This window comes from Amycolatopsis sp. NPDC114505 (assembly GCF_055633615.1).
On sequence record NZ_JBVKDV010000003.1, the window covers coordinates 1,478,079 to 1,499,023 of the forward strand.

Below are 20,945 nucleotides of genomic sequence, written 5' to 3' on the forward strand. Positions count from 1 at the left end.
CCACCCAGCGTAACGCCCGTCGCGCGAAATTGAAGACCGGCAGTCTCTTGACAACAGACCGATGGTTCCTTAGCGTCGTCCTCATAACAGACCGCCGGTCCGAAAGGGCCGCCGACGGAGGGAACGCCATGGGCGAGAACTGGACCGAACGCGACGTGCCGAGCCAGCAGGGCCGCGTCGCCGTCATCACCGGGGCCAACACCGGGCTCGGGTTCGACACCGCGAAGGTGCTGGCCGAGCGCGGCGCGACGGTGGTGCTGGCCGTTCGCGACGTCGAAAAGGGCAAGCAGGCCGCCGCCCGGCTCGGCGCGAACGCCGACGTCACAGTGCAGCAGCTGGACCTGGGGTCCCTGGACTCGGTCCGGGCCGCCGCGGCCGAGCTGCACGGGACGCTGCCGAAGATCGACCTGCTGGTCAACAACGCCGGCGTCATGTACCCGCCGAAGCAGACCACCGCCGACGGCTTCGAGCTGCAGTTCGGCACGAACCACCTCGGGCACTTCGCGTTCACCGGCCTGCTGCTCGACATGCTGCTCCCGGTCGAGGGCTCCCGGGTCGTGACGGTCGCGAGCATCGCCCACCGCATCCGCGCCTCGATCCACTTCGACGACCTGCAGTGGGAGAACTCCTACGACCGCGTCGCGGCCTACGGGCAGGCCAAGCTCGCGAACCTGATGTTCGCCTACGAACTGCAGCGCCGCCTCGCCCCGCACGGCACGACGGCGTCCATCGCCGCCCACCCCGGCGTGGCCCGCACGGAGCTGATGCGCAACTCCCCCGCGATCGCCCGCGCGCTCTTCCCGCTGGTCGCGCCGCTGTTCACGCAGAGCTCGGAGCGCGGCGCCCTCCCGACCCTCCGCGCGGCGACGGACCCCGCGGCCCTCGGCGGCCAGTACTACGGTCCGTCCGGCGTGGGCGGCTACCGCGGACGCCCGGAGGTGGTGACGTCGACGCCGCAGTCCTACGACGTGGCGGTCCAGCGTCGCCTGTGGACGGTGTCGGAGGAGCTCACCGGGATCAAGTTCCCGGTCGGCTGACGGCGCCGGAGCTAGAGCCAGTCGTGCTCGCGGGCATAGCGGGCCGCTTCGTGGCGGGTGCGGGTCTGGGTCTTCTGCATCGCGTTGGACAGGTAGTTGCGCACCGTTCCCTCCGCCAGGTGCAGCTGCCCCGCGATGTCGGCCACCGAAAACCCTTCCCGCGTCGCGCGCAGGACGTCGAGCTCGCGGTCGGTCAGCGGGCAGTCGTCGACGACCGCGAGCGCCGAGACGTCCGGGTCGATCCAGCGCTTGCCCGCGTGCAGCGTCCGGATCACCTCCGTGATGTGCGCCGGTTCCGCCGACTTGCTGACGAAGCCCTGCACGCCCAGCTTCAGCGCCTTCCGGAGCACCCCGGGCCGGGCGTGGCGGGTCAGCATCAGGATCACCTGCCCGGGCCGCGCCTGCCGGATCCGCGCGACCGCCCCGAGTCCGTCCACCCCCGGCATCTCGAGGTCGATGACGAGCACGTCCGGGCGATGCCGCAGCGTGGCGGCCACCGCCTCCTCGCCGTCTTCGGCCTCGGCGAGCACGGTGATCTCGCCTTCCAAGGGCAACAACGCCGCCAGGGCCTTGCGCAACAGGGCTTCGTCGTCGGCGAGCACCACGGTGGTCATCGGCCGTCCTCCGGGGTCTTCACAAGATAGGCCGCGGTCAGGAAGCGGCCGTCCGTCCGCGACACTTCCAGCTCGCCACCGGTCTCCGTCAGGCGGTGCCGCAACGTCGAGAGCCCGCTCAGCTCGAGCGGGCCGTCCTCGGCCGCGCCGTCGTTGACGATGGCGATCCCGCGCCGGGAAAGGGTGATCCGCACCTGCCGCGCGTCGGCGTGCCGCAGGATGTTGGTCGTCGTCTCGCGCAGGACCTGGCCGAGCAGCTCGCCCGCGCGAGCGTCCACTTCGGACTCCCGCTCGACGCGCACGTGGATGCCCGCCGCCTCGAAGAGGTTCTTCGCGTTCTCCAGTTCGGCGGAGAGGTTGAGCCGCCGCTGCGCGTAAGCGAGCTCCTTGGTCTGCACGATCGTGTCGCCGACCAGGCTGCGCACCTCCCCCAGCTCCGCGCGTGCCCGGTCGACGTCGCTGTCCAGCAGCTTCTCGGCGAGCGCGACCTTCAGCTTCACCACGTGCAGCGTGTGGCCCTGGATGTCGTGCAGGTCGCCGGCGAAGCGCACGCGCTCCCGGGTCACGGCCAGCTCCGCCTCCCGCTCGCGCGACTGCTCCAGCTCCGCGATCAGGTCGAAGAACCGCTGGCTGACGAACATGAACGCGGTCGAGACCAGCACCGCCACCGCGGGAACGGCGACGAACTGCACCAGCCGGGAGCCGACGCGGTCGTCGTGCGTCAGCAGGTTCGCCGCGCCCAGGACGGCGACCAGCGCGCCGAGCCCGAAGAGGGCCGCGAGCCGGTGACGCCGCAGCGGCGGGATGAGGAACGACCCCACGAGCGACAGGCCGTAGAACGCGGCGGTGTCGTCGGTCAGCGCCCCGGCCAGCCAGACCACGGCGGTCACGACCAGGCTGGGCCGCGCGACGCGGAGGTAGTCGCCCGCGGTCCAGCGCTCGGCGGTCGCCAGCGCCGCGATCAGCCCCACGACCTGGATGACGACGTGCCACCAGGTCCGCGCGGTGAACACCAGCAGCAGCACGCCGACGAGCGCGAGCGGCGGGATCGTCGTCATCAGGTTGAGCCGGCGCAGCCGGTCCTGGACCGCCCCGCCGGTCCACAACGTCCTGCGCGCGATCGTGGGCACCTCCATGATCCGAGCCTAACGGGCGCGGCGGGCACCACCAGTGACACTGCGTCATGTGTGCGGGTGACGTCAGCACACTGCCGGCCGGCGGCGCGGACCGCTGGAATCGGAGCATGTCCACGACACCCGTCATCGACGTCGACCGCCTGAACCTCACCTACGGCGCTTTCGCCGCCGTCAAAGACCTTTCGTTCCAGGTGGAACGCGGGGAGCTGTACGCACTGCTCGGCACCAACGGCGCCGGGAAGACCTCGACGCTGGAAACGGTCGAAGGTCACCGCACGCCGTCGTCGGGCGCCGTCCGGGTCTTCGGGAAGGACCCCCGCGACCGCGCCGCGGTCCGGCCGCGGATGGGAATCATGTTGCAGGAGAGCGGGTTCTCCCCGGACCTGACCGTGCGGGAGACCGTCCGGCTGATCGGGGGGCTCACCGAGCGGGCCGACGACGTCGGGCGCGTGCTCGGCATGGTCGACCTCACCCGCAAGGCCACCACGACGGTCGGCCAGCTCTCCGGCGGCGAGAAGCGGCGGCTGGACTTCGCCACCGCCGTCTACGGGACCCCCGAGCTGGTCTTCCTGGACGAGCCCACCACCGGTCTGGACATCCAGTCCCGCGACGCGCTCTGGGACGCGGTGGACCGGCTGCGCGAGGACGGCTCGACCGTCGTCCTCACCACGCACTACCTCGAAGAAGCCCAGCAGCGCGCCGACCGCATCGGGCTCATGCACCAGGGCACCTTCCACCGGGAGGGCACCGTCGCCGAGCTGACGCGGACCCTGCCGGCGACCATCCGCTTCGGGCTCCCGCCGCACACGCCGTCGCCACCGCTGCTCGCCACGCGCGGGGCGGACGGCAAGTTCCTCGTCGAGACCTTCAGCCTGCAGAAGGACCTGCACACGCTGCTGGGCTGGGCACAGGACAACGCCGTGGAGCTGCAGGACCTCCAGGCCGGGCCGACGCGGCTCGACGACGTCTTCCGCGCCATCGAAAACTCCTGAGAAAGGAATCCCATGCTCACGATCGCTCGTGGCGAGCTGATCCAGATCTTCCGCAACCGCCTCGTCCTGGTCACCGCCCTGGTGCTGCCGGCCGCGCTCAGCGCGTTCTTCATCGCCAAGCACGACCTCTTCACCGAAATCGGCAGCCTCGGCTACATCGCCACGCTGGCGCTGTTCTTCGTGGCCGGCATCGGGCTCTACACCACGACGGTGACCACCCTGGCGTCCCGCCGTCAGAACCTGTTCCTCAAGCGCCTGCGCTCCACCGCAGCGGGCGACGCCGGCATCCTCGGCGGGCTGCTGCTGCCGATCACCGTGCTCTCGGTGCTCCAGATCGCCGTCATCCTGGGGGCGCTGGCCGTGGTCGCCGGCACGCCGGCCGACCCGCTGCTGCTGGTCGCGGCCGTGGTGTCGGTCGTGGCCATGATGCTCGCGCTCGGCCTGGCCACGGCGGGCCTGACGAACTCGCCCGAACACGCGCAGGTCACCACGCTGCCGGTCAGCCTCGGCGTGATCGCCGTGTCCGGCTGGGTCGGCGTCACCGGCACCGGCGACCTCACGCTGCTCAAGCGGCTGCTGCCCGGCGGCTCGGCGACCGAGCTGGTGCTGAACGCCTGGAACGGCGGCAAGCCGCTCAGCGACTCGCTGGTCCTCTTCGGCCCCACCCTGGCCTGGGTCGTCATCGCCGTCGCGCTGGCCACGCGGCTCTTCCGCTGGGAACCGCGCCGCTGACCGGCGGCCGGAACGACAAGAGGGGAAATCCGATGCGCAAGACTTTGCTGGCCGCGGCCGTGGCCGTGCTGGGTTCGACCGTGGTGGTCCCGGCGGCCTCCGCCGCGCCGGGCGGGCTCGACTGGGGCGCGTGCCCGGCCGGGGCGTTCCCGACGCCGGACCTGCAGTGCACGACGATGAAGGTCCCGCTGGACTACCGGAACCCGGACGGCCGGAAGATCGACGTCGCGGTGTCGCGCCTGCCGAGCAAGAACCCGGAGAAGCGGCGGGGCGTGCTGCTGACCAACCCGGGCGGGCCCGGCGGCGAAGGCCTGGACTACCCGCAGCTGCTGAAGCTGGTGAAACTGCCGCAGAGCGTGCTCGACGAGTACGACATCATCGGCTTCGACCCGCGCGGCGTCGCGCACAGCACCCCGGTGACCTGCGACCTGACACCCGAGCAGATGGCCGTCGGCAACCTGCCGTACGCGAAGGGCCCGGGCGACGTCGTGAAGCAGGCGGAGCTCGCGAAGACAGAAGCCCGGCAGTGCGCCGGCGCCGAGACCGGGCCGCTGTTGCCGTACATCACGACGGCGAACACCGCGCGGGACATGGACCGCATCCGCGCCGCGCTCGGCGAGTCCACTGTGTCCTATCTGGGCGCGTCCTACGGCACGTACCTGGGCGCGGTGTACACGACGATGTTCCCCGAGCGCAGCGACCGGTTCGTGCTGGACAGCAACCTGGGGCCGGGCGGCTACGACATCGACGCGATGCGCGGCTTCGGCCGCGGGATGGAGGACCGCTTCCCGGACTTCGCGAAGTTCGCCGCGGCGCACCCGGAGTACGGGCTCGGCGGCACGCCCGCGCGGGTGACCGCCAAGTTCCACGAGCTGGCCGCGCGGCTGGACCGGACCCCGGTCGCAGGCATCACCGGGTCGGTCTTCCGCGGCTTGACGTTCGAGGGGCTCTACAGCACGGACCTGACACCGCTGGCGAAGAACTGGCAGGCCCTGGACCGGGGTCAGGCCCCGAAGCTGCCGGAAACCGCGGCGGAGGTGGCCGAAAACCTCTTCTCGGCGCGGTTCGCCGTGCTCTGCGGGGACACGGCCTGGCCGCGGTCGGTGGCGAGCTACCAGCGGGACGTGGCGGTCGACCGGGTCCGGTACCCGCTGCTCGGCGCGGCCTCGGCGAACATCGCGGCGTGCGCGTTCTGGCCGTCGGCGCCGGTCGAGCCGAAGGTGCGGATCACCGGGCGGGGCCCGGCGAACGTGCTGATGATCCAGAACGAGCGTGACCCGGGAACGCCGCTGGCCGGCGCCCGCGAACTGCGCGCGGCGTTCGGCGACCGCGCCCGGATGGTGACCGTCGACCAGGGCGGGCACGGCGCCTACCTGTTCGCGCCGAACCAGTGCGGCACCAGCACGGTGACGGAGTTCCTGGTCACCGGTTCGCGGCCGGCGCACGACAAGTTCTGCGCCGCCGAGAACCGCTGACTCTCCCCGGAGCCGCGTCGCGAGCACTCGGCTCGCGGCGCGGCTCTTCAGTCCGTCGCCACCCGGATGATCGTCTTGCCGGGACGGCGCCGCGGGCCGGCGAACGCGTCGGCCGTCTCGGCGAGCGGGCGCACGTCGCCGACGAGGGGCTTGAGACGGCCGTCGCGCACCCGCTGGGCCAGGTCCGCGAGCCGGGCACGGTCGGCTTCGACCACGAAGAAGACGGCGCGCCCGTCCTCCGGCCGCACCGTGGGCGGCTCGGCGATGGTCACCAGGGTGCCGCCCGGGCGCACGAGCGCGGCCGACTTCGCGAGGACGTCGCCGCCGAAGACGTCGAAGACCACGTCGGCCCGCTCCCCCGGATCGGCGTCCGGGGCCTGGAAGGCATGGGCGCCGAGGCCGAGCACGAGGTCACGGTCGTGCGCCCGGCCGGTGCCGATCACCCGGGCGCCCGCCTCCCGGGCGAGCTGGACGGCGAGTGACCCCACGCCACCGGCGGCGCCGTGGATCAGCACGGTCTGCCCGGCGGTGAGCCCGGCGTGGTCGAAGAGTCCTTGCCACGCGGTCAGTCCGGAGATCGGCAGCGAGGCGGCCACGGTGTGGTCGATGTCGGCGGGCAGCGGCGCGAGGTTGCGCGCCTCGACGGCGGTGAACTCGGCCAGCGAGCCGTTGCGCGTCCAGTCGGCGAGGCCGAACACGCGCTGGCCGACGGTGAGCCCGGTGGTGCCGTAGCCCAGGTCGACGACGACGCCGGACAGCTCGTGCCCGGGCACGCTCGGCGTGCGGTCACGGCCGGCGCGGTCGGTCCAGGAGGCGGGCCAGGTGAGTTCACCGGGGGTGAAGCCCGCGGCGTGCACCCGCACGACGACGTCGTTCTCGGCGGCGTGCGGGTAGGGCAGATCGGTCAGGCTGAGCCCGCCGACGCCCGCGTCCCGATCAGTGGCGACGATCGCTTTCATGGCTTTCACGGTTTGCTCCGATTCAGGTCGGCCAGGCGGAACCGAGCACGCGGTCGACGGTCGTCGTACGCCGGAAGCCGGGGAGGAAGTGTTCGATGACGTCGGCGTTCACGGTGCCGTTGGTGGTGTCCGGGCGGTCCTTCTGGCCTTCGAAGTAGGCGGTCAGGAACTCGTTCTTGAAGTCGCCCCGCGGGTGCACGGCGAGGATCTCCCCCACCCGGTCGGTGTCCAGCTCACCGAGCCCGAACCCGACGACATCGGTGAGCACCCCGAAGTGCGTCCCGGCGACCTCCGGCCCCATGCGGCCGGGAATGCCGGGCGTGGTGTGCAGCGCGATCGCCGTCCACACGGTTTCGGCGGCCGCGGCGGAGAAGCCACGCTCGAGCAGGAACTTGCGCCCGTGGTCGGCGCCATCGACCTCGAAGCGTTGCTCCACCTCGGAAAACGGCGTCGCGAGGCCGGTGTCGTGGAACATGGCGGCCAGGTACAGCAACTCGGGATCCGGGGCGACGCCGAGCCGTTCGGCATGGATCCGGCCGAAAAAGTAGACCCGGCGCGAGTGGTGGTAGACGAGCGGACCGGTCGTCTCCTGGAGATGCCGCGTCGCCTCGGCGACCGCCGCGGTGTCGGGGACTTCGATGCCCGCGATGACTTCGGTCATGACCTTCGCCCTTTCTCTCAGGCGCCTGCAGGACCGACGGTAGACCGATGTTGAGTTACGGTCAACCTATGTAACGTATGTCGCTGCGGGTCCCTCAGGGCCGACGCCGGGGCAACCACGTCTTGCGGGTCATGTGATCGCGGAGCCCCAGCTGACGGAGGATGCCGTCCGCGTTCGACCCCATCCACGCGTAGGTCTCCCGGACCCAGTCGGCGGCAGCGGCCAGCGATTCGGGCTGGTCGTGCTCCCGCAACGTCGCGACGATGCTCTTCAGCTCGGTACTCGAACGCCCGGCCAGCGCCTTGCGCAGCAAAGACCGGCCGACCTCCGCTTCGCCGGAGCCGAACAGGAAGACGATGTCGTGCACGATCGCACGCTCGCCCCGCCCGGCCGCCGTGGTCGCGGCCAGCACCGCGTCGGCGTACGACGGAAACTCGATTTGCAGTCCGCGGAGCAGCGGGCCCAGCCGCTCCGCCGGCTGGCTTGTGAGGTGACCGACGACCGAGCCGTCGGCCGACAGGGCGTCGAAGACGTCGCCGAGCGACGGCCTTCCCGCGCGGACCGCGAGGAACAGCAGCGTCCCGGCTTCGCCGGCGGGCAGGGTGCGGACCAGGTTCACCAACGCCTGGACGTCGTCGCCGTCGACGAGGCTCGCGAACATCCGCTCCTTCATCGACGGCTCCAGGCGATCGATGATGATCACGGCCAGCTCGGGGTGCGCCGCGACGGATTCGGTGACCAGATCGGTGAACCGGCGCGCGAGGACCGCGTCGACGGGAACGAGTGCGGCCAGCAGCGCGGCACAGAACTCCGGCCCGCGTTCGACCGTCCCCCGGAGGATTCGCTGCCGGTCGCCGTCACCGCATCCGCGCAGCAGCTCGACCACGGTTCCCACCGCCGCCTGCCCCGCGACCTGTTCGAGCAGCTTCCTCGCGTCGACCGGGCGCCCCTCCTCGCGCAGTGCGGCGACGATCTCCAATGCCGATCGCGCCGGCCGGGACACCAACGCACGCCGGCAGAGCCGGAAGGCCGCCTCATCGTGATCGCGGAGACGCAACGCGGCGGCGAGGGCCGTGACATCGGCGTTCGACAGCAGTTCGGCGGCCCGGGTCAGCGTCCGGTCGGCGTGCGGTTCCTGGTCCGTCTCCCAGAAGATGGTCATGAGGTCGAGCAGCGAATCGACGTCGTGAGCGCGCTCGATGACGGCGTGCGCGACTCCGGCGCTGTCGGCCGTGCGGCCTGCGTCGGTCATCGCCTTGCAGAGCTGAGCGACGGCTCGGGGCGGCCGTGTGGCCACAGTGTCGGCTGAGGCGGCGTACAGGCCGAACGCCACCTCTTCCCGGCCGACCGCCCGCAGTTCGTCGGCCAGCAGGGCGATGTCCGCGCTGGGGAGGTTTCCCGCCGCGCGGACGATCAACCGGTCCACTTCTTCACGCAGTCCGCCCAGCCACAGGGAGTTGATCAGCTCGATCAGCGAGCCTCCGGCCTGCGCGGCGTCGAACGCGGAGTTCAGCAGCTCGATCAGCTCGGCGGCCCGGTCGTCGGCCTGGAAGAGGCAGGCGACGTTCGCGACATCGGCGAACTTGCACAGCCCGATCGCCCGCACCAGCCCGGCCGCCAGCTCCGGCAGATCGGTGTCGTGCAGCGCATCGACGATCCGCAGCACCTCGACCGGCGGCCGCTGAGCCGCGGCCGCGAGCGCGGTGCCCACGTCCTCGGCGGCTCCCTGCCGGTCGAGCAGCGCGATGATCGCCGCGACCTCCTGGTCCGCCCGCAACGCGGCCGACGCGGCCAGGAGCTGGTCGCCCGCCTGCTCCCGCCCGTGCGCGCGCAACGCCTGCACCTCGGCGTACATGTCGGCCGGGCGGCGCCGGAGCAGCGCCTCCAGGCCGGCCGGCGGCTGCGGCAGCGCGCGTGTCGCGTCGTCAGCCGCTCCGTGCGTGGTGCGCAGGGCGACGCGGTGCCGGTTGCGGACCAGCGCGATCGCCTTGCCGTCGTTGCGGGTCCGCTGCTGGGGCACCGGGAAGTGCCGGGCCTGCAGGTCCACCCGCACGTGGTAGAAGAGCGTCTCCATGTCGAGCAGGTCGGGTCCGTCCGGCAGGCCGTGGACCAGCTTGTCGACCAGTGCGCCGGTGAACGCGGTGTAGCGCTCGTCCGCGGGCGCGAGCGCCACGCTCGTCTCCGCGGACGCGGTCATGAGGTAGGTGCCGTCGACCCGGGCGTGGTCCGCGAGTTCGACCGAGCCGCCCATGCCGCCCTGCAGCGCACGACCGCTGTAGCAGCAGTCCAGGATCGCGACCTTGCCGTAGCAGGCGCGCGCGGTGCCCACGATCTCGCGGCGGATGTCGTCGTAGCGCACCGCCCGGTACAACCGGTCGCCGGCCGCGTTCGGCAAGCCGAGGTAGAGCTCGGACCGGTCGTCGAGCAGTCCGTGCCCGGCGAAGTAGAACACCAAGGCGTCGGAGGCTTCGGACGCGGCGGCGTGCACGGCCTCCAGCACGTCGTCGACCGAGGTCGGGTTGAGCAGGGCGACGCAGTTCTCCTCCGGCAGCCCCCACAGGTCGGCGTCGGTCAGAACTTGGTGCAGCGTCTCGATGTTGTTCCCGACCGCGGGAAGTCCTTCGAGCGACGTGTAGTCGGAAACACCGACGAGCACCGCCCGGGAAGCGCGCGGATCGGGCAGTCCGGCCCGGGGACCGGTCGCGTCACTCATCGTCGCCCGTGCCCACGGGGAGGTTCGCGCTCTTCAGCATGGCGAGCTGTTCGTCGGACAGCGGCCCGACGACGGTGAACTTCACCGGCGGCGTGGCGTTCCTGGACCGGAGGAAGCTGGCCCACGCGACACCGAGGTTGGCCAGACCGGTCAGGGAGCCGATGGACATGCAGATGACCTCGACCGCGCCCATGTGGCCAGTACTCGGCGATCCCGCGGTGCTGATCGTCGCCGAACGCACCACGTCCACATCCTGACGGAGCCAGTGATAGAACTGCTCGAGAGCCTGTTCGTCGCCGTCCGCGCTGATCGTGAGCTCCACTCGACCTCCGCTCGAAAAGGGACACCTACCACCAGTCGCTCGCGGGACCGGCCTTGTAACAGGTTTCTCCTCGAACGTCGGACATGCCGCTGCCCGCGCCCGACCTTCGTCGAGCGCGGGCGGCGGCCTTCTTACTTCGTGGAGGTGATGAAGTACACGACGATGCCGATCAACGCGAGAACTTCGGTCAGCACGAAGGTCGAGTACCCGATCGTCTGCAGTTTCCCTTTCGCTTCCGGCTGGCGGGCGGTACCATTGATGACGGCCGCGAAAATGAGGCCGACACCGATTCCCGGGCCGATCGCGCCCAGTCCGTAGCCGATGGCGGCGAGGCCGGGGTTGATGTTGGCGGTCTGGGCCAGAACAGCGTCGTTCATGGACATTCCCCTTCAGATCGTGGCACACCGAATCAAGAGAAACAGGCAGCTGCGTCGAAGAGAGGGATTCACCGGAACCGATGGTTCGAACACGGCAAGGATATCACAAAACGGACGCCCGGAAACTGCACGGAATGCGTTACGGCTTTTCGCTCACAGCGAAGAGCGAAGAAGAGGTCAGTCCTCTTCGCCGGCCGCCGAGAGGAATGCCGCCAGGTCGTCCGTGAAGCGCAGCAGCAAGCCGTAGAACGCCTGGCGGTCCTTTGACGACCAGCCCGACAGCGCCTGGCCGAACCAGCCGAGGAGCGTCGAGACGTACCGGTCGGCCAGGTCGGCCCCCTCCGGGGTCAGCTCGACCAAGCGGGCGCGGCGGTCGTCCGGGTCGGCCAGGCCGTTGACGAGCTTGCGCCGTTCGAGCACGTGCAGGTGCCGCGTGACGTGGGGGCCGGCCACCTGCATCCGGTCCGCGATCTCGCCGACGCGCATCGCCTTGCCGGTCATGTGCAGGGCCAGCAGGATCGACAGCCCGGGCCGGTCGAGGTCGGCGCCGATCTGCTTCAGCGCGCGCTCCCCCAGGCCGCTGCGGTTCATCAGGTTGCCCAGCTGCACGAGCCGGGGCAGTACGGACCGCAGCTCGTCGCCGGCGTCAGTGGCGGCCATCACACCCCTTAGATAGCTAACTTAGGTATACAGTTGCGTCATGCTGCAGGTCTTCCCCGGCATTGTCGCACCCGCGACATAGATACCTAACTTAGCTATCGGGGGTCATCATGAACACCACACCACGGTCCGTGCTCATCTCGGGCGCGAGCATCGCCGGTCCCGCGCTGGCCTTCTGGCTGCGGAAGGCCGGGTTCGCGGTCACCGTCGTCGAGAAGTCCGCCACGATCCGGGAGGGCGGCTACCCGATCGACGTCCGCGGCACCGCCCTGGACGCCGCCCGGCGGATGGGGATCCTCCCCCGCCTGCGGGACCTGCACATCTCGTCGCGCCGGCTGACCTTCCTCGACACCGACGGCAGCGAGGTGGCTTCGCTGGAGCCCAACGCGATCGTCGGCGGTGTCGAAGGCGAAGACGTCGAGATCCGGCGGGGCGACCTGACGCGCACGCTGTACGACCTCGTGCGCGACGACGCCGACTTCCGGTTCGAGGACAGCATCGAGACCCTGACGCAGCACGACGGCGGCGTCGACGTCACCTTCCGCAGCGGCCGCCAGGACACCTACGACCTGGTGTTCGGCGCCGACGGCCTGCACTCGGCCACCCGCGGGCTGGTCTTCGGGGACGAGAAGCAGTTCCACCACTACCTCGGCTACAGCTTCGCCGGGTTCACCCTGCCCAACGACTTCGGCCTCTACCGCGAGGGGCTCACGTGGAGCACCCCGGGCAAGGGCGCGGCGCTCTACGCCGTCCTCGAAAGCAAGGAGGTCCACGGCTTCCTGGTCTTCGCCAGGACGGACCCGCCGATCGAGGCGTTCCGGGACCCCGAGGCGCAACGCGATCTCGTCGCGGCGACCTTCGCGGGCGAGGGCTGGGAAATCCCGCGCATGGTGGCGGCGATGCGCGAGGCCGACGACCTGTTCTTCGACGTCGTCAGCCAGATCCACCTGCCGCGGTGGACGGACGGACGCGTCGCGCTCGTCGGCGACGCCGCCCACGCGCCGTCGTTCCTGACCGGCCAGGGCACGAGCCTCGCCCTCGTCGGCGCCTACATGCTCGGCCAGGCCCTGGCCACGATCCCGGACCACACGGCGGCGTTCGCGGCCTACGAGAGCCGGGTGCGGGACTTCGTCGAACGCAACCAGGCCCTGGTGAGCGAAGGCAAGGCCACGCTGTTCCCGACGACGGCGGAGGCGCTCGAACAGCGCAACGCCGCACTGCGCCGGCTCACGGAAGCGCCGGCGCCCGCGCCGCGGCCCGAGCACTCGGCGCTCACGCTGCCGGACTTCCCCGGCCGCTAGAGGTTCTTCAGCACGCTCGCCAGGATGATCGTCGCGCACACGACGCCGTTGACGATCCGGTGGTCCACGACGATGGCCGCGAACTCGCGCAAGGTCGCGCTCGGCCAGAAGTACCACGCCGTCGGGGCGCCGATCACCTGGCCGTTCACCTCGACCTCGCGGGCGATCAGCGCCGCGCGCAGGACGTGGAAGTTGTTCGTCACGACGACGCAGCGGTAGCCCGGCTTCCGCGAGCACATCAGGCCGGCGCTGAACGCCAGGTTCTCGCGCGTGGTCCGTGACCGGTCTTCGAGCACGATCCGCTCGCGGGCGACACCGCGGTCGGCGAGGTAGTCCGCCATCGCGTGCGACTCCGGCCGGTCCTCCCCCGGCCCCTGCCCGCCCGAGGTGACCAGCAGCGGCGCGCGGCCCTTGCGGTACTCCGCTTCGAGGACCCGCCGCCCGCGGTCCAGCCGGCCGGCCAGCAGCGGCGGGACGTTCTTGCCACCCAGCAGGCCGGAGCCGAGGACCACGACGAAGTCGAGCGGGCGGCGGCTGCGGACGTGCCCGTAGACCAGCGAGTACAGCAGGAAGCAGACGAACAGGAACGACAGGTACGCGACGATCCCGTCGACGCTGTCGCGGACCGTTTCGAGGGGCGCCCAGCCGAGCTGCCCGACCACGAAGCCGAAGACGATCAGCGCCACGATGCCGGCCCCGGCGGCCAGCGACAGCAGGTTCGCCGGGCGCCGGCCTTCGCGGCGCAGCATCGTCACGCCGTTGCCGATCAGGAACACCGCGAGCACGACGATGGTGAGGGGAACCAACGCGAACAGCCCGAACGCGACGATCGCCGCGGCCTCCGGTGAGACCGACGCCAGGTGCGCGAGCGCCGCGAGACCGAAGAACGCGAGCGCGAAGAAGAGGTAGAAACCGTTGCGCAGCTTGCGGCGGTCGAGCAGGAAGCTGACCAGGAAGACGGCGAAGCAGAAGACGGCCGCGGCGAGCAGGAACAGGGCCGGGTTCACCCGATCTCCAGCCGGCGCCAGGTCGCGAGGAACGTCAGCGCCGCCGCGATGGACCCGAACGAGGCGAACGAGCTCGCCGCCAGGTAGACGACCCAGGCGTTGTCCCGCACGGTTTCCTCGTAGCCGTTGGCCAGCGACGCTCCGATGAGGACGGTGCCGAGGGCCAGGAACACCACGCCGCCGAGCGCGGCGACGGTCACGACGAGCACCCGCGGGATCCGGCGCGGCCCGTCGTGGTGGCGCACGGCCCCACGCCGCGCCAGCCACCACGACGCCAGGCAGGCGAGCCCGAGCGCGACCGCGTCGGCGGCGAGGGTGTCGGAGAGCCGGTGCCACTTCGCCGTCACGGTGTACGCGCCGATGCCGACCGACCAGGAGAGCAGCAGGAACAGCGTCACGCCGCGCCAGCGGTAGGGCATGACGAGCAGGGCGGCGAATAGCACGGTCATCGCGATCGTGGTGTGCCCGCTCGGCAGGCTGTTGTTCGCGTAGTGCCCGGTGAGCGGCACGAGCGACGGCCGGGGCAGTACGTACCGCTTGAGCACCTGCGTCACGAGCTGGCCGGCCACGATCACGCCCACGGCCGCGAAAGCGAGATCCCACCGCCGTCGCAGCAGGCCGACGACACCGACCAGCACGACCGCGACGGCCAGCGAGTAGACGGTGATCCGGCTCAGGCTCGCGTCGGCGACGTCCTGGTCACGCGCGGCGGCCTCGTCGGCTCCGCGCAGCGCGGCGTTCTCCAGCGCTTGCCCCGGAACGGTCCAGACGGCGAGAAGGTAGACGACCACCAGGACGACGGCGCAGACGGCCGCGACGACCAGCCAGTGACGGGCGGGAACCAACCGGGACCTCCAACAGGTGTCGCACTACTCCGAACAGAGTAGTTACCTGTTGTGGCCGGACGCACACCGAGGGTTCGCGGTCAGCGCTCCGGCCAGCGGACCTCGTCCGGGGCGGAGTGGAACTGACGCAGGTGCTGATCCTCCGTACGGCTCTTCAGCGGGAACTTGAACCGCGAGCCGTCCGGCCAAGTGAGCGTCCGCTTGCGGAAGCTCACCTCCGGAGCAGCCGTTCCCCGTGCCTCCCAGAGAACCTGCGGCTCGGGCGCGTCGGCCGGGTCCAGGTACGTCGAGCCCGTGTCGACCAGCGCGACCGACGTCGGCGAGCACGCCAGCCACGGGCCCTTCGCCCGCCGGAGCCGGTCGAGTGGCTCGAGGACCTGGGCGTCCGCCGGGCCGGTCACGTGGACCGCGCGCTCGCCCTTGCCGCCGCCGCTGCCGGCCGCGCTCGCCAGGTACGCGACGAAGCCCACCGCCGCGCCGATCCCGCGCGCGACGTTGCCGAGGGCCCGCAGCACCGGCTGCGAACCCTCGACCGTGCCGTCCTCGCGGCGGCCGGGGACGGCGTACCGCAGGTCGGCATCACTCAGGCGCAGCACGATCACCGGCTCCCGCCAGCGGTCGCGCAGCACCGCCTCCACGCGCTCCCGGAACCCCGGGCGCACCTGCGCCGCGTCGGCGACGGACTCCATCCGGTCGCCGAACTCGACGGCCTTCCGCTCTAGATGTCCAAGTTCCGCCGGGTCTCTTCCGGACTCTGGTCCCCGCCGATCCCGCTCTTGTTCAACCACGGTTCGTCCTCCTCGGGGGTGACGGCTTCCTTGCCTTCGGTGAACGCCGTCTTGCCCGCGGCGATCCCGGCCTTCACGCTCGCGCCGGCGACCAGCGGGCTCGCGCCGACCGACGTGCCGAACATCGTGGTCAGCGCGCGGTTGCCGGGCGTGAACGGCACGCGGGCGGCGTTCTCCAGCGTGTCGAGGCCGAAGCGGGACTCGCCGGCGTACCGGCCGAGCCGGAACTTCCGGGTCATCTCCACGACCTTCGTCGAGTACTTCGCGAGGAACTCGATGAACGTGTCGAGCAGCTTGCCGAACTTGCCGAGGTAGCGGGTGACCTTCTGCAGCACGCTCGCGGCCTTGGCGATGGACGCCGTCATCGCCGCGGCGACCGAGCTGCCGAAGCTGATCACCGACGCGGCCAGCGCCGGCAGCCAGATGGTGATCAACCAGGACACCAGCTCGGTGATGATCGCCTTGATCACCTCTTCGATGACCTGCATGACCATCGACCACATCTGCAGCACCTCGGCGACCGACCCGGCCGCCGAGCCGACGCCGCGGATGCCGGAGGAGAAGTCTCCGAGCGCCTCCTTGGCGGCCTTGCCCGCCTCGTCGACCCACTCGGCCAGCGCCGTGTCGCCGGTCTGCTCGAAGTCCTCGGCGAGCGCGACGAAGCCGTGCGCGATGGTGCTGAAGTTCTCCGACGCGTGCCCGATGGCCGGCCCGTCGCCGGTGACCGCGTGCAGCGCGTCCTGCAGCGGCTGGACCAGCTCGAGCAGCATGTTGAGCCCGTGGCTGACCAGCCAGCCGATCGGGTCCATGGCGAAGGTGACCATGTCGGTGGCGGCACTGGCGACGAACCCCGCGCCGTCGCCGACCAGCGCCTTGCCCGCCGAGGCCAGCTCCCCCACGCCGTCCGCCGACGCCGCCTGCTGGGCGTGCTCGGCGATCGACTTGCCGGACTTGTACAGCGTGCCGACCACCGGCGTGGCCTCGGCGGCGCGGTCGAGGTTGGCGCTCATGCTCTCGTCGTAGGGCTGGACGTCCAGCGCGTCGGCGATGCTCTTCTTCGGCTCGGTCACTTGCCCTGCTCCCCGATCGCGTCGATCTCCGCCTCGTACCGGCCGAAGGCGATCACGCCCGCTTCTTCGGTGCCGCGGTACATCTCGGCGGCCTTGGTCATCTTGGTGGTGAGGCCGTCGACGCCGTCCTTGAGCTCGCCCAGCAGCGACCGCAGCTCGCCGAGGCGGTCGGTGTAGCCCTGCTTGGCCCAGATCCCGACGACGCCCCAGGCCGTGTCGGTGACGTCGGCGGCGTCGATCTTGGCGCCGAACTTGTCCGCTTCCCCCTCGTAGAAGGGCAGCTGGCGCGCGTATCCGGAGATCGCGTCGATGTTGGTCTGGATTCCGTCTGACATCGCGGAAGTTCCCTCGGGTCTTTAGGAGCGGCGGAGGATCGGGCCCTGGTCGAAGTCGTCGTCGTCCCCCGGTGCGGGACGGCGTCGCGGCCGCGGCGCCTGCTGCTCCGACGCGGGTTCCGGCGCCGCGGTTCCGAACGCTTCGGCCTGGGCCTGCCGGACCTGCCCGCTGACGTCCACGCCGAGCTGGTCGCCGAACGCTTCGTCGACGATGCCGGCCTGCTGCTGGGCGGCCCCGGCCACGGCCTGGCGCAGGGTGGCCATGATCCGCTGGGCGAGCTGGCCCGCTTCCAGGTGCATCGCGCCGGCGGTCAGCCGCAGGTCGGTGACGGTGCCGCCGGCCCCGGCGACGACCGTCACCGTGCCGTCCGGCGAGGTCACGGTGGTCTCGACCTGGGCGATCCGCTCCTGCATGTCGCCGACGCCCGCGAACCGCGCTTCGGCCTGGCGCACCTTCGACTGGAAGGTCTCGAACTGGGCGATCAGCTGGTCCATCTCGGCCGACATCGTCACTTCCTTCGCGGTGGGGAGCTTTGCCGGAGCATGACAGATCCGCAGCCGCGCCGCGGCATTTCGCCGGAATGCGAAGAACGGCTCAGCCGATGAAGCCCGCCGCCTTGAGCCAGTCGTGGGCCACCGTCGCCGGCTTCTGGCCGTCCACGCTCACCTTCTTGTTCAGGTCCGTCAGCGTCGCCGTGTCGAGCTTCGCCGCGATCGGGGTGAAGAGCTGCTCCAGCTGCGGGTACTTGCCCGCGACGCCGGACGCGATCGCGATGGCCGGGTTGTAGGTCGGGAAGAAGTGCTTGTCGTCGTCCAGCACGGTCAGCTTCTGCCCGGCCACGCGCCCGTCGGTGGAGGCGACCGAGCCGAAGCCGCACGGGTCGCCCTTGCCGATGCTCGTGTAGACGACGGCGTCGTTGAGCAGGTGCACCTGCGGGTCCGGCAGGCTGAACCCGTAGGTCTTGGCCAGGCCGGGGAACCCGTCGTCGCGGCTCTTGAACTCCGGGCCCATGCAGGTGGACGCCCCGGCCGGGTCCTTGTTCACCAGGGCCGCGTAGTCCGAGATCGTCTTCACGCCGGTCTTGCCCACCGTCGCCGGGTTGCCCGCGATGGCGTAGGTGTCGTTGGCCGGCGAGCGGGCCCACCACGTGACGCCGTTGGCGGCGTCGGCCTGCTTGACCGCGTCGTACTGCGCCTGCGGGTCGGCGATCGGCTTGGTCTGCTTGAGGTAGCTGATCCAGGCGGTGCCGGTGTACTCCCAGTACAGGTCGACCGCGCCGCTGGTCAGCGCCTGCCGGACGTTGCTCGAGCCGGTGATGTTGGTCTTGTCCTGCGGGCTCGCCCCGGCCGCCTGCAAGGCGACGAGCGCGATCTGGCCGAGCAGCAGCTGCTCGTCGAACTCCTTGGAGCTGACGCGGATCTGCGCGCCACTGAGCGCGTCGATCTTCTTGATGGACCCCTCGCGCACCTGGGCGCCGGGCTGGTCCTTGCCGATCGTGCAGCCCGCGGCCAGCACCGCGACGAGCGCGAGAACAGCGGCAGTCGTGCGTCGCATGGGTCGTCCTCCTGGGATCGTGGTCGGCTTACGTTCCGCGCGGGTGCAGGACCTCCTCCGCGACCAGGCCCAGCCAGTCGGCGAACAGCGCCAGCGCGGCGACGACGATGCCGAAGGTCAGGCTCAGGATCGGGCGGTACAGCCCGATCCCGGCGACGAGCCCGCCGCCGAGACCGCCGCCGTCGATGAAGGTGGCGAGCGTCGCGCTCGCGACGGTGAGCACCAGCGCCGTGCGGATCCCGGCGAGGATCACCGGGACGGCCAGCGGCAGCTCGATCCGCCACAGGATCGCCGTCTTCGTCATGCCCATGCCGCGCGCGGCGTCGACGAGCGTCGGGTCGACGCCGTCGAGCCCGACCATCGTGTTGCGCAGCACCGGCAAGGTCGCGTAGACGACCAGCGCCGTCACCGCCGTCCCGGTACCCGTGCCGATCCACAGCGCGAGCAGCACGACGAGCCCGATCGACGGGATCGCCTGGCCGAGGTTGCCCAGGCCCAGGCCGATCGGCCGGACCCACCGCGCGCCGGGGCGGGTCAGCAGGACACCCAGCGGGAGGGCGATGGCGAGGGTGCACGCCGTCGAGATCAGCGTGAGCCACAGGTGCGCGCCCAGTTCGGCGAAGATCTCCCCGGCGTTGAGGTACCGCTGTTCGATCGAGTCGATCGGCTGTGCGCGCACGAGCAGGAAGAGCGCCAGCAGGGCGAGGGCGATGAGGACCGGGCGGACCAGCAGCCCGAGCCGGCGCCGTCGAGGCCGCGACGGCGCCGACGCCGTGGCCGGCTCGGTTTCCGCCGCGGCCGGCGGCGGTTCCCCGGCGGGCTGGAGGGCCGCCACCAGGCGGGGGACGTCGAGCGTCCGCCCGTTCACCGCGACCGCGGTGCTTCCGGTGCGCACCATCGTGTCCAGTGCGTCCCGCAAGGTGCCCTCGCGCGGGATCGGCGGCAGCCCGCCGGCCGGTGGCCCGAGGTCGAGATCGGCCACCGGGATCAGCGCGAGCCGCTTCAGGTTCCGCCTCGAGCCCACGAAGGACGCGACGTAGTCATCGGCGGGCGCGGCGAGGATCGCCTGGGGCGTGTCGTACTGCGCGATCTCCGAACGCGGGCGCAGCACGGCGATCCGGTCGCCGAGCTTGAGCGCCTCGTCGAAGTCGTGGGTGACGAACACGATCGTCTTGCGCACGTCCCGTTGCAGGCGCAGGAACTCGTCCTGCAGCCGGGCCCGCGTGATCGGGTCGGTGGAGCCGAACGGCTCGTCCATCAGCATGACCGGCGGGTCCGCGGCCATCGCCCGCGCCACGCCGACGCGCTGCTGCTGGCCGCCGGACAGCTCACGCGGGTACCGCAGGCCGTGCTCGCGGGTCAGGCCGACGACGTCGAGCAGCTCCCGCACGCGGCCGGCGACGCGGCGCCGGGTCCAGCCGAGCACCCGCGGCACGACGCCGATGTTGGCGTCCACGCGCAGGTGCGGGAACAGCCCGATCTGCTGGATGACGTACCCGGTGTGGCGCCGGTGTTCGTCGACGTCGAGCGCCGTGACGTCGGTGCCGCCGATCGTGATCGCGCCCGAGGTGGGTTCGACGAGCCGGTTGATCATCCGCATGGTCGTCGTCTTGCCGCACCCCGACGGCCCGGTCAGCACGACGATCTCGCCGGCCGGGATCCGCAGCGTGAGGCCGTCGACCGCGGGCCGCGCCTGCCCGGGGTACTGCTTGCTGACCGCGCGCAGCTCGATCGTCTCGCCCGCGGTGCCGACGGTCTCCCCCGGCACCGCTTCGGGCAGGGACCGGGGCCGCCGTCGCGTGGTCAGCTTGCCGAGCACCACGAAGGCCAGGTCGAACAGCAGCGCCAGCACGACGATCCCGAGCGTGCCGGTCAGCACCTGGTTCAGCGAGTTGACCGCGCCGAACCGGCCGAGGCCGTCGAAGATCTCGTTGCCGAGCCCGGGACCCTTGACGTACGCGCCGATCGCGGCGATCCCGATCGTGATCTGCGTCGAGACGCGGATGCCGGACAGGATCACCGGCCAGGCCAGCGGCAGCCGCACGCGCCACAGCACCCGCGCGCGCCCGAGTCCCATGCCGCGCGCCGCGTCCACCACGGCCGGGTCGACCCCGCGCAGGCCGACGATCGTGTTGCGCGTGATCGGCAGGAGCGCGTAGAGCACCAGCGCGAACAGGACGTTCGTCAGCCCCAGCCCGAACGGGCCGATCAGGATGCCCAGCAGCGCGATCGACGGGATGGTCAGGAACGCCGCGGTCGTGGTGGTCGCCAGCGAGCCGAGCCAGCGCCGCCGGTAGGTGAGCAGGCCGATCGTCATCCCGATCAGCACGGCCAGCGCCACCGCCGCGAGGGTGAGGTCCGCGTGG

Annotated in this window: 21 protein-coding genes; 5 read left to right on the forward strand and 16 right to left on the reverse strand. The window is 71.3% G+C overall.

What is annotated here, in order from left to right; all coding sequences use genetic code 11:
* Positions 1–128: 128 nt before the first annotated feature.
* The gene (locus tag ACZ7OU_RS36140; protein WP_470258681.1) at positions 129–1,037 is read left to right on the forward strand and encodes an SDR family NAD(P)-dependent oxidoreductase; all 909 of its coding nucleotides are present in this window, start codon (positions 129–131) and stop codon (positions 1,035–1,037) included.
* A gap of 11 nt (positions 1,038–1,048) precedes the next feature.
* On the opposite strand, the gene ACZ7OU_RS36145 is transcribed toward ACZ7OU_RS36140, so the two are convergent.
* Positions 1,049–1,651 (reverse strand): response regulator, encoded by a 603-nt coding sequence (locus ACZ7OU_RS36145; protein WP_470242823.1) that lies wholly within the window; start codon positions 1,649–1,651, stop codon positions 1,049–1,051.
* Complete coding sequence (locus tag ACZ7OU_RS36150) at positions 1,648–2,787, reverse strand: sensor histidine kinase (RefSeq protein WP_470258682.1); 1,140 nt, start codon at positions 2,785–2,787, stop codon at positions 1,648–1,650. Before ACZ7OU_RS36150 ends, ACZ7OU_RS36145 begins: the two co-directional genes overlap by 4 nt.
* 107 nt (positions 2,788–2,894) lie before the next feature.
* Here ACZ7OU_RS36150 and ACZ7OU_RS36155 point away from each other — a divergent pair, with 107 nt between their 5' ends.
* Genes ACZ7OU_RS36155 through ACZ7OU_RS36165 form a run of 3 tightly spaced genes read left to right on the forward strand, consistent with a single transcriptional unit; the run spans position 2,895 to position 5,986 of the window.
* Entirely contained in the window at positions 2,895–3,779 is an 885-nt protein-coding gene (locus ACZ7OU_RS36155) for an ABC transporter ATP-binding protein (RefSeq protein WP_470258683.1), read from the forward strand.
* 12 nt (positions 3,780–3,791) lie between these two features.
* On the forward strand, positions 3,792–4,511 hold the full coding sequence (locus tag ACZ7OU_RS36160; RefSeq protein ID WP_470258684.1) for an ABC transporter permease: 720 nt from the start codon (positions 3,792–3,794) through the stop codon (positions 4,509–4,511).
* A 32-nt stretch (positions 4,512–4,543) separates the two neighbouring features.
* Positions 4,544–5,986, forward strand: coding sequence for an alpha/beta hydrolase (locus ACZ7OU_RS36165; protein WP_470258685.1), 1,443 nt, complete (start codon positions 4,544–4,546; stop codon positions 5,984–5,986).
* 47 nt (positions 5,987–6,033) lie between these two features.
* Here the strand turns inward: ACZ7OU_RS36165 and ACZ7OU_RS36170 are convergent, their stop codons facing one another.
* The 6 genes from ACZ7OU_RS36170 to ACZ7OU_RS36195 form a co-directional block, all read right to left on the reverse strand.
* Complete coding sequence (locus ACZ7OU_RS36170) at positions 6,034–6,945, reverse strand: NADP-dependent oxidoreductase (protein WP_470258686.1); 912 nt, start codon at positions 6,943–6,945, stop codon at positions 6,034–6,036.
* A gap of 22 nt (positions 6,946–6,967) precedes the next feature.
* Positions 6,968–7,606, reverse strand: a complete 639-nt coding sequence (locus ACZ7OU_RS36175) for an HD domain-containing protein (protein ID WP_470258687.1) — start codon at positions 7,604–7,606, stop codon at positions 6,968–6,970.
* 94 nt (positions 7,607–7,700) lie between these two features.
* Complete coding sequence (locus ACZ7OU_RS36180) at positions 7,701–10,319, reverse strand: caspase, EACC1-associated type (RefSeq protein ID WP_470258688.1); 2,619 nt, start codon at positions 10,317–10,319, stop codon at positions 7,701–7,703.
* Entirely contained in the window at positions 10,312–10,641 is a 330-nt protein-coding gene (locus ACZ7OU_RS36185; protein ID WP_470258689.1) for an effector-associated constant component EACC1, read from the reverse strand. The genes ACZ7OU_RS36180 and ACZ7OU_RS36185 overlap by 8 nt, the downstream gene beginning before the upstream one ends.
* A 131-nt stretch (positions 10,642–10,772) precedes the next feature.
* Positions 10,773–11,018, reverse strand: a complete 246-nt coding sequence (locus ACZ7OU_RS36190; protein WP_470259033.1) for an ATP synthase subunit c family protein — start codon at positions 11,016–11,018, stop codon at positions 10,773–10,775.
* 177 nt (positions 11,019–11,195) lie between these two features.
* The gene (locus ACZ7OU_RS36195; protein WP_470258690.1) at positions 11,196–11,678 is read right to left on the reverse strand and encodes a MarR family winged helix-turn-helix transcriptional regulator; all 483 of its coding nucleotides are present in this window, start codon (positions 11,676–11,678) and stop codon (positions 11,196–11,198) included.
* A gap of 110 nt (positions 11,679–11,788) precedes the next feature.
* On the opposite strand from ACZ7OU_RS36195, the gene ACZ7OU_RS36200 reads away from it, so the two are divergent.
* On the forward strand, positions 11,789–12,979 hold the full coding sequence (locus tag ACZ7OU_RS36200) for an FAD-dependent monooxygenase (protein WP_470242832.1): 1,191 nt from the start codon (positions 11,789–11,791) through the stop codon (positions 12,977–12,979).
* Here the strand turns inward: ACZ7OU_RS36200 and ACZ7OU_RS36205 are convergent.
* From ACZ7OU_RS36205 to ACZ7OU_RS36240, 8 genes are all read right to left on the reverse strand, one after another.
* A complete protein-coding gene (locus ACZ7OU_RS36205; RefSeq protein ID WP_470258691.1) occupies positions 12,976–13,986 on the reverse strand; it encodes a YdcF family protein in 1,011 nt (336 codons plus the stop codon). The two genes, ACZ7OU_RS36200 and ACZ7OU_RS36205, sit on opposite strands and share 4 nt — an antisense overlap.
* Complete coding sequence (locus ACZ7OU_RS36210) at positions 13,983–14,831, reverse strand: phosphatase PAP2 family protein (RefSeq protein ID WP_470258692.1); 849 nt, start codon at positions 14,829–14,831, stop codon at positions 13,983–13,985. Before ACZ7OU_RS36210 ends, ACZ7OU_RS36205 begins: the two co-directional genes overlap by 4 nt.
* A gap of 80 nt (positions 14,832–14,911) precedes the next feature.
* Complete coding sequence (locus ACZ7OU_RS36215) at positions 14,912–15,520, reverse strand: hypothetical protein (RefSeq protein WP_470258693.1); 609 nt, start codon at positions 15,518–15,520, stop codon at positions 14,912–14,914.
* Between the two features lie 29 nt (positions 15,521–15,549).
* A complete protein-coding gene (locus ACZ7OU_RS36220; RefSeq protein WP_470258694.1) occupies positions 15,550–16,689 on the reverse strand; it encodes a hypothetical protein in 1,140 nt (379 codons plus the stop codon).
* Complete coding sequence (locus ACZ7OU_RS36225; protein ID WP_470242837.1) at positions 16,686–17,024, reverse strand: hypothetical protein; 339 nt, start codon at positions 17,022–17,024, stop codon at positions 16,686–16,688. The genes ACZ7OU_RS36220 and ACZ7OU_RS36225 overlap by 4 nt, the downstream gene beginning before the upstream one ends.
* A gap of 21 nt (positions 17,025–17,045) precedes the next feature.
* On the reverse strand, positions 17,046–17,531 hold the full coding sequence (locus tag ACZ7OU_RS36230; protein ID WP_470258695.1) for a YbaB/EbfC family nucleoid-associated protein: 486 nt from the start codon (positions 17,529–17,531) through the stop codon (positions 17,046–17,048).
* Positions 17,532–17,619: 88 nt separating this feature from the next.
* Positions 17,620–18,579, reverse strand: coding sequence for a glycine betaine ABC transporter substrate-binding protein (locus ACZ7OU_RS36235; protein WP_470258696.1), 960 nt, complete (start codon positions 18,577–18,579; stop codon positions 17,620–17,622).
* 28 nt (positions 18,580–18,607) lie between these two features.
* The gene (locus tag ACZ7OU_RS36240) at positions 18,608–20,920 is read right to left on the reverse strand and encodes an ABC transporter permease subunit (protein ID WP_470258697.1); all 2,313 of its coding nucleotides are present in this window, start codon (positions 20,918–20,920) and stop codon (positions 18,608–18,610) included.
* Positions 20,921–20,945: the final 25 nt, after the last annotated feature.

What these genes read in the sequence shown, in the direction of transcription:
- ACZ7OU_RS36140 (WP_470258681.1), top strand. Translation starts at nt 129, where the DNA reads ATGGGCGAGAACTGGACCGAACGCGACGTGCCGAGCCAGCAGGGCCGC.
- ACZ7OU_RS36145 (WP_470242823.1), bottom strand. Translation starts at nt 1,651, where the DNA reads ATGACCACCGTGGTGCTCGCCGACGACGAAGCCCTGTTGCGCAAGGCC.
- ACZ7OU_RS36150 (WP_470258682.1), bottom strand. Translation starts at nt 2,787, where the DNA reads ATGGAGGTGCCCACGATCGCGCGCAGGACGTTGTGGACCGGCGGGGCG.
- ACZ7OU_RS36155 (WP_470258683.1), top strand. Translation starts at nt 2,895, where the DNA reads ATGTCCACGACACCCGTCATCGACGTCGACCGCCTGAACCTCACCTAC.
- ACZ7OU_RS36160 (WP_470258684.1), top strand. Translation starts at nt 3,792, where the DNA reads ATGCTCACGATCGCTCGTGGCGAGCTGATCCAGATCTTCCGCAACCGC.
- ACZ7OU_RS36165 (WP_470258685.1), top strand. Translation starts at nt 4,544, where the DNA reads ATGCGCAAGACTTTGCTGGCCGCGGCCGTGGCCGTGCTGGGTTCGACC.
- ACZ7OU_RS36170 (WP_470258686.1), bottom strand. Translation starts at nt 6,945, where the DNA reads ATGAAAGCGATCGTCGCCACTGATCGGGACGCGGGCGTCGGCGGGCTC.
- ACZ7OU_RS36175 (WP_470258687.1), bottom strand. Translation starts at nt 7,606, where the DNA reads ATGACCGAAGTCATCGCGGGCATCGAAGTCCCCGACACCGCGGCGGTC.
- ACZ7OU_RS36180 (WP_470258688.1), bottom strand. Translation starts at nt 10,319, where the DNA reads ATGAGTGACGCGACCGGTCCCCGGGCCGGACTGCCCGATCCGCGCGCT.
- ACZ7OU_RS36190 (WP_470259033.1), bottom strand. Translation starts at nt 11,018, where the DNA reads ATGAACGACGCTGTTCTGGCCCAGACCGCCAACATCAACCCCGGCCTC.
- ACZ7OU_RS36195 (WP_470258690.1), bottom strand. Translation starts at nt 11,678, where the DNA reads ATGGCCGCCACTGACGCCGGCGACGAGCTGCGGTCCGTACTGCCCCGG.
- ACZ7OU_RS36200 (WP_470242832.1), top strand. Translation starts at nt 11,789, where the DNA reads ATGAACACCACACCACGGTCCGTGCTCATCTCGGGCGCGAGCATCGCC.
- ACZ7OU_RS36215 (WP_470258693.1), bottom strand. Translation starts at nt 15,520, where the DNA reads ATGGAGTCCGTCGCCGACGCGGCGCAGGTGCGCCCGGGGTTCCGGGAG.
- ACZ7OU_RS36225 (WP_470242837.1), bottom strand. Translation starts at nt 17,024, where the DNA reads ATGTCAGACGGAATCCAGACCAACATCGACGCGATCTCCGGATACGCG.
- ACZ7OU_RS36230 (WP_470258695.1), bottom strand. Translation starts at nt 17,531, where the DNA reads ATGTCGGCCGAGATGGACCAGCTGATCGCCCAGTTCGAGACCTTCCAG.
- ACZ7OU_RS36235 (WP_470258696.1), bottom strand. Translation starts at nt 18,579, where the DNA reads ATGCGACGCACGACTGCCGCTGTTCTCGCGCTCGTCGCGGTGCTGGCC.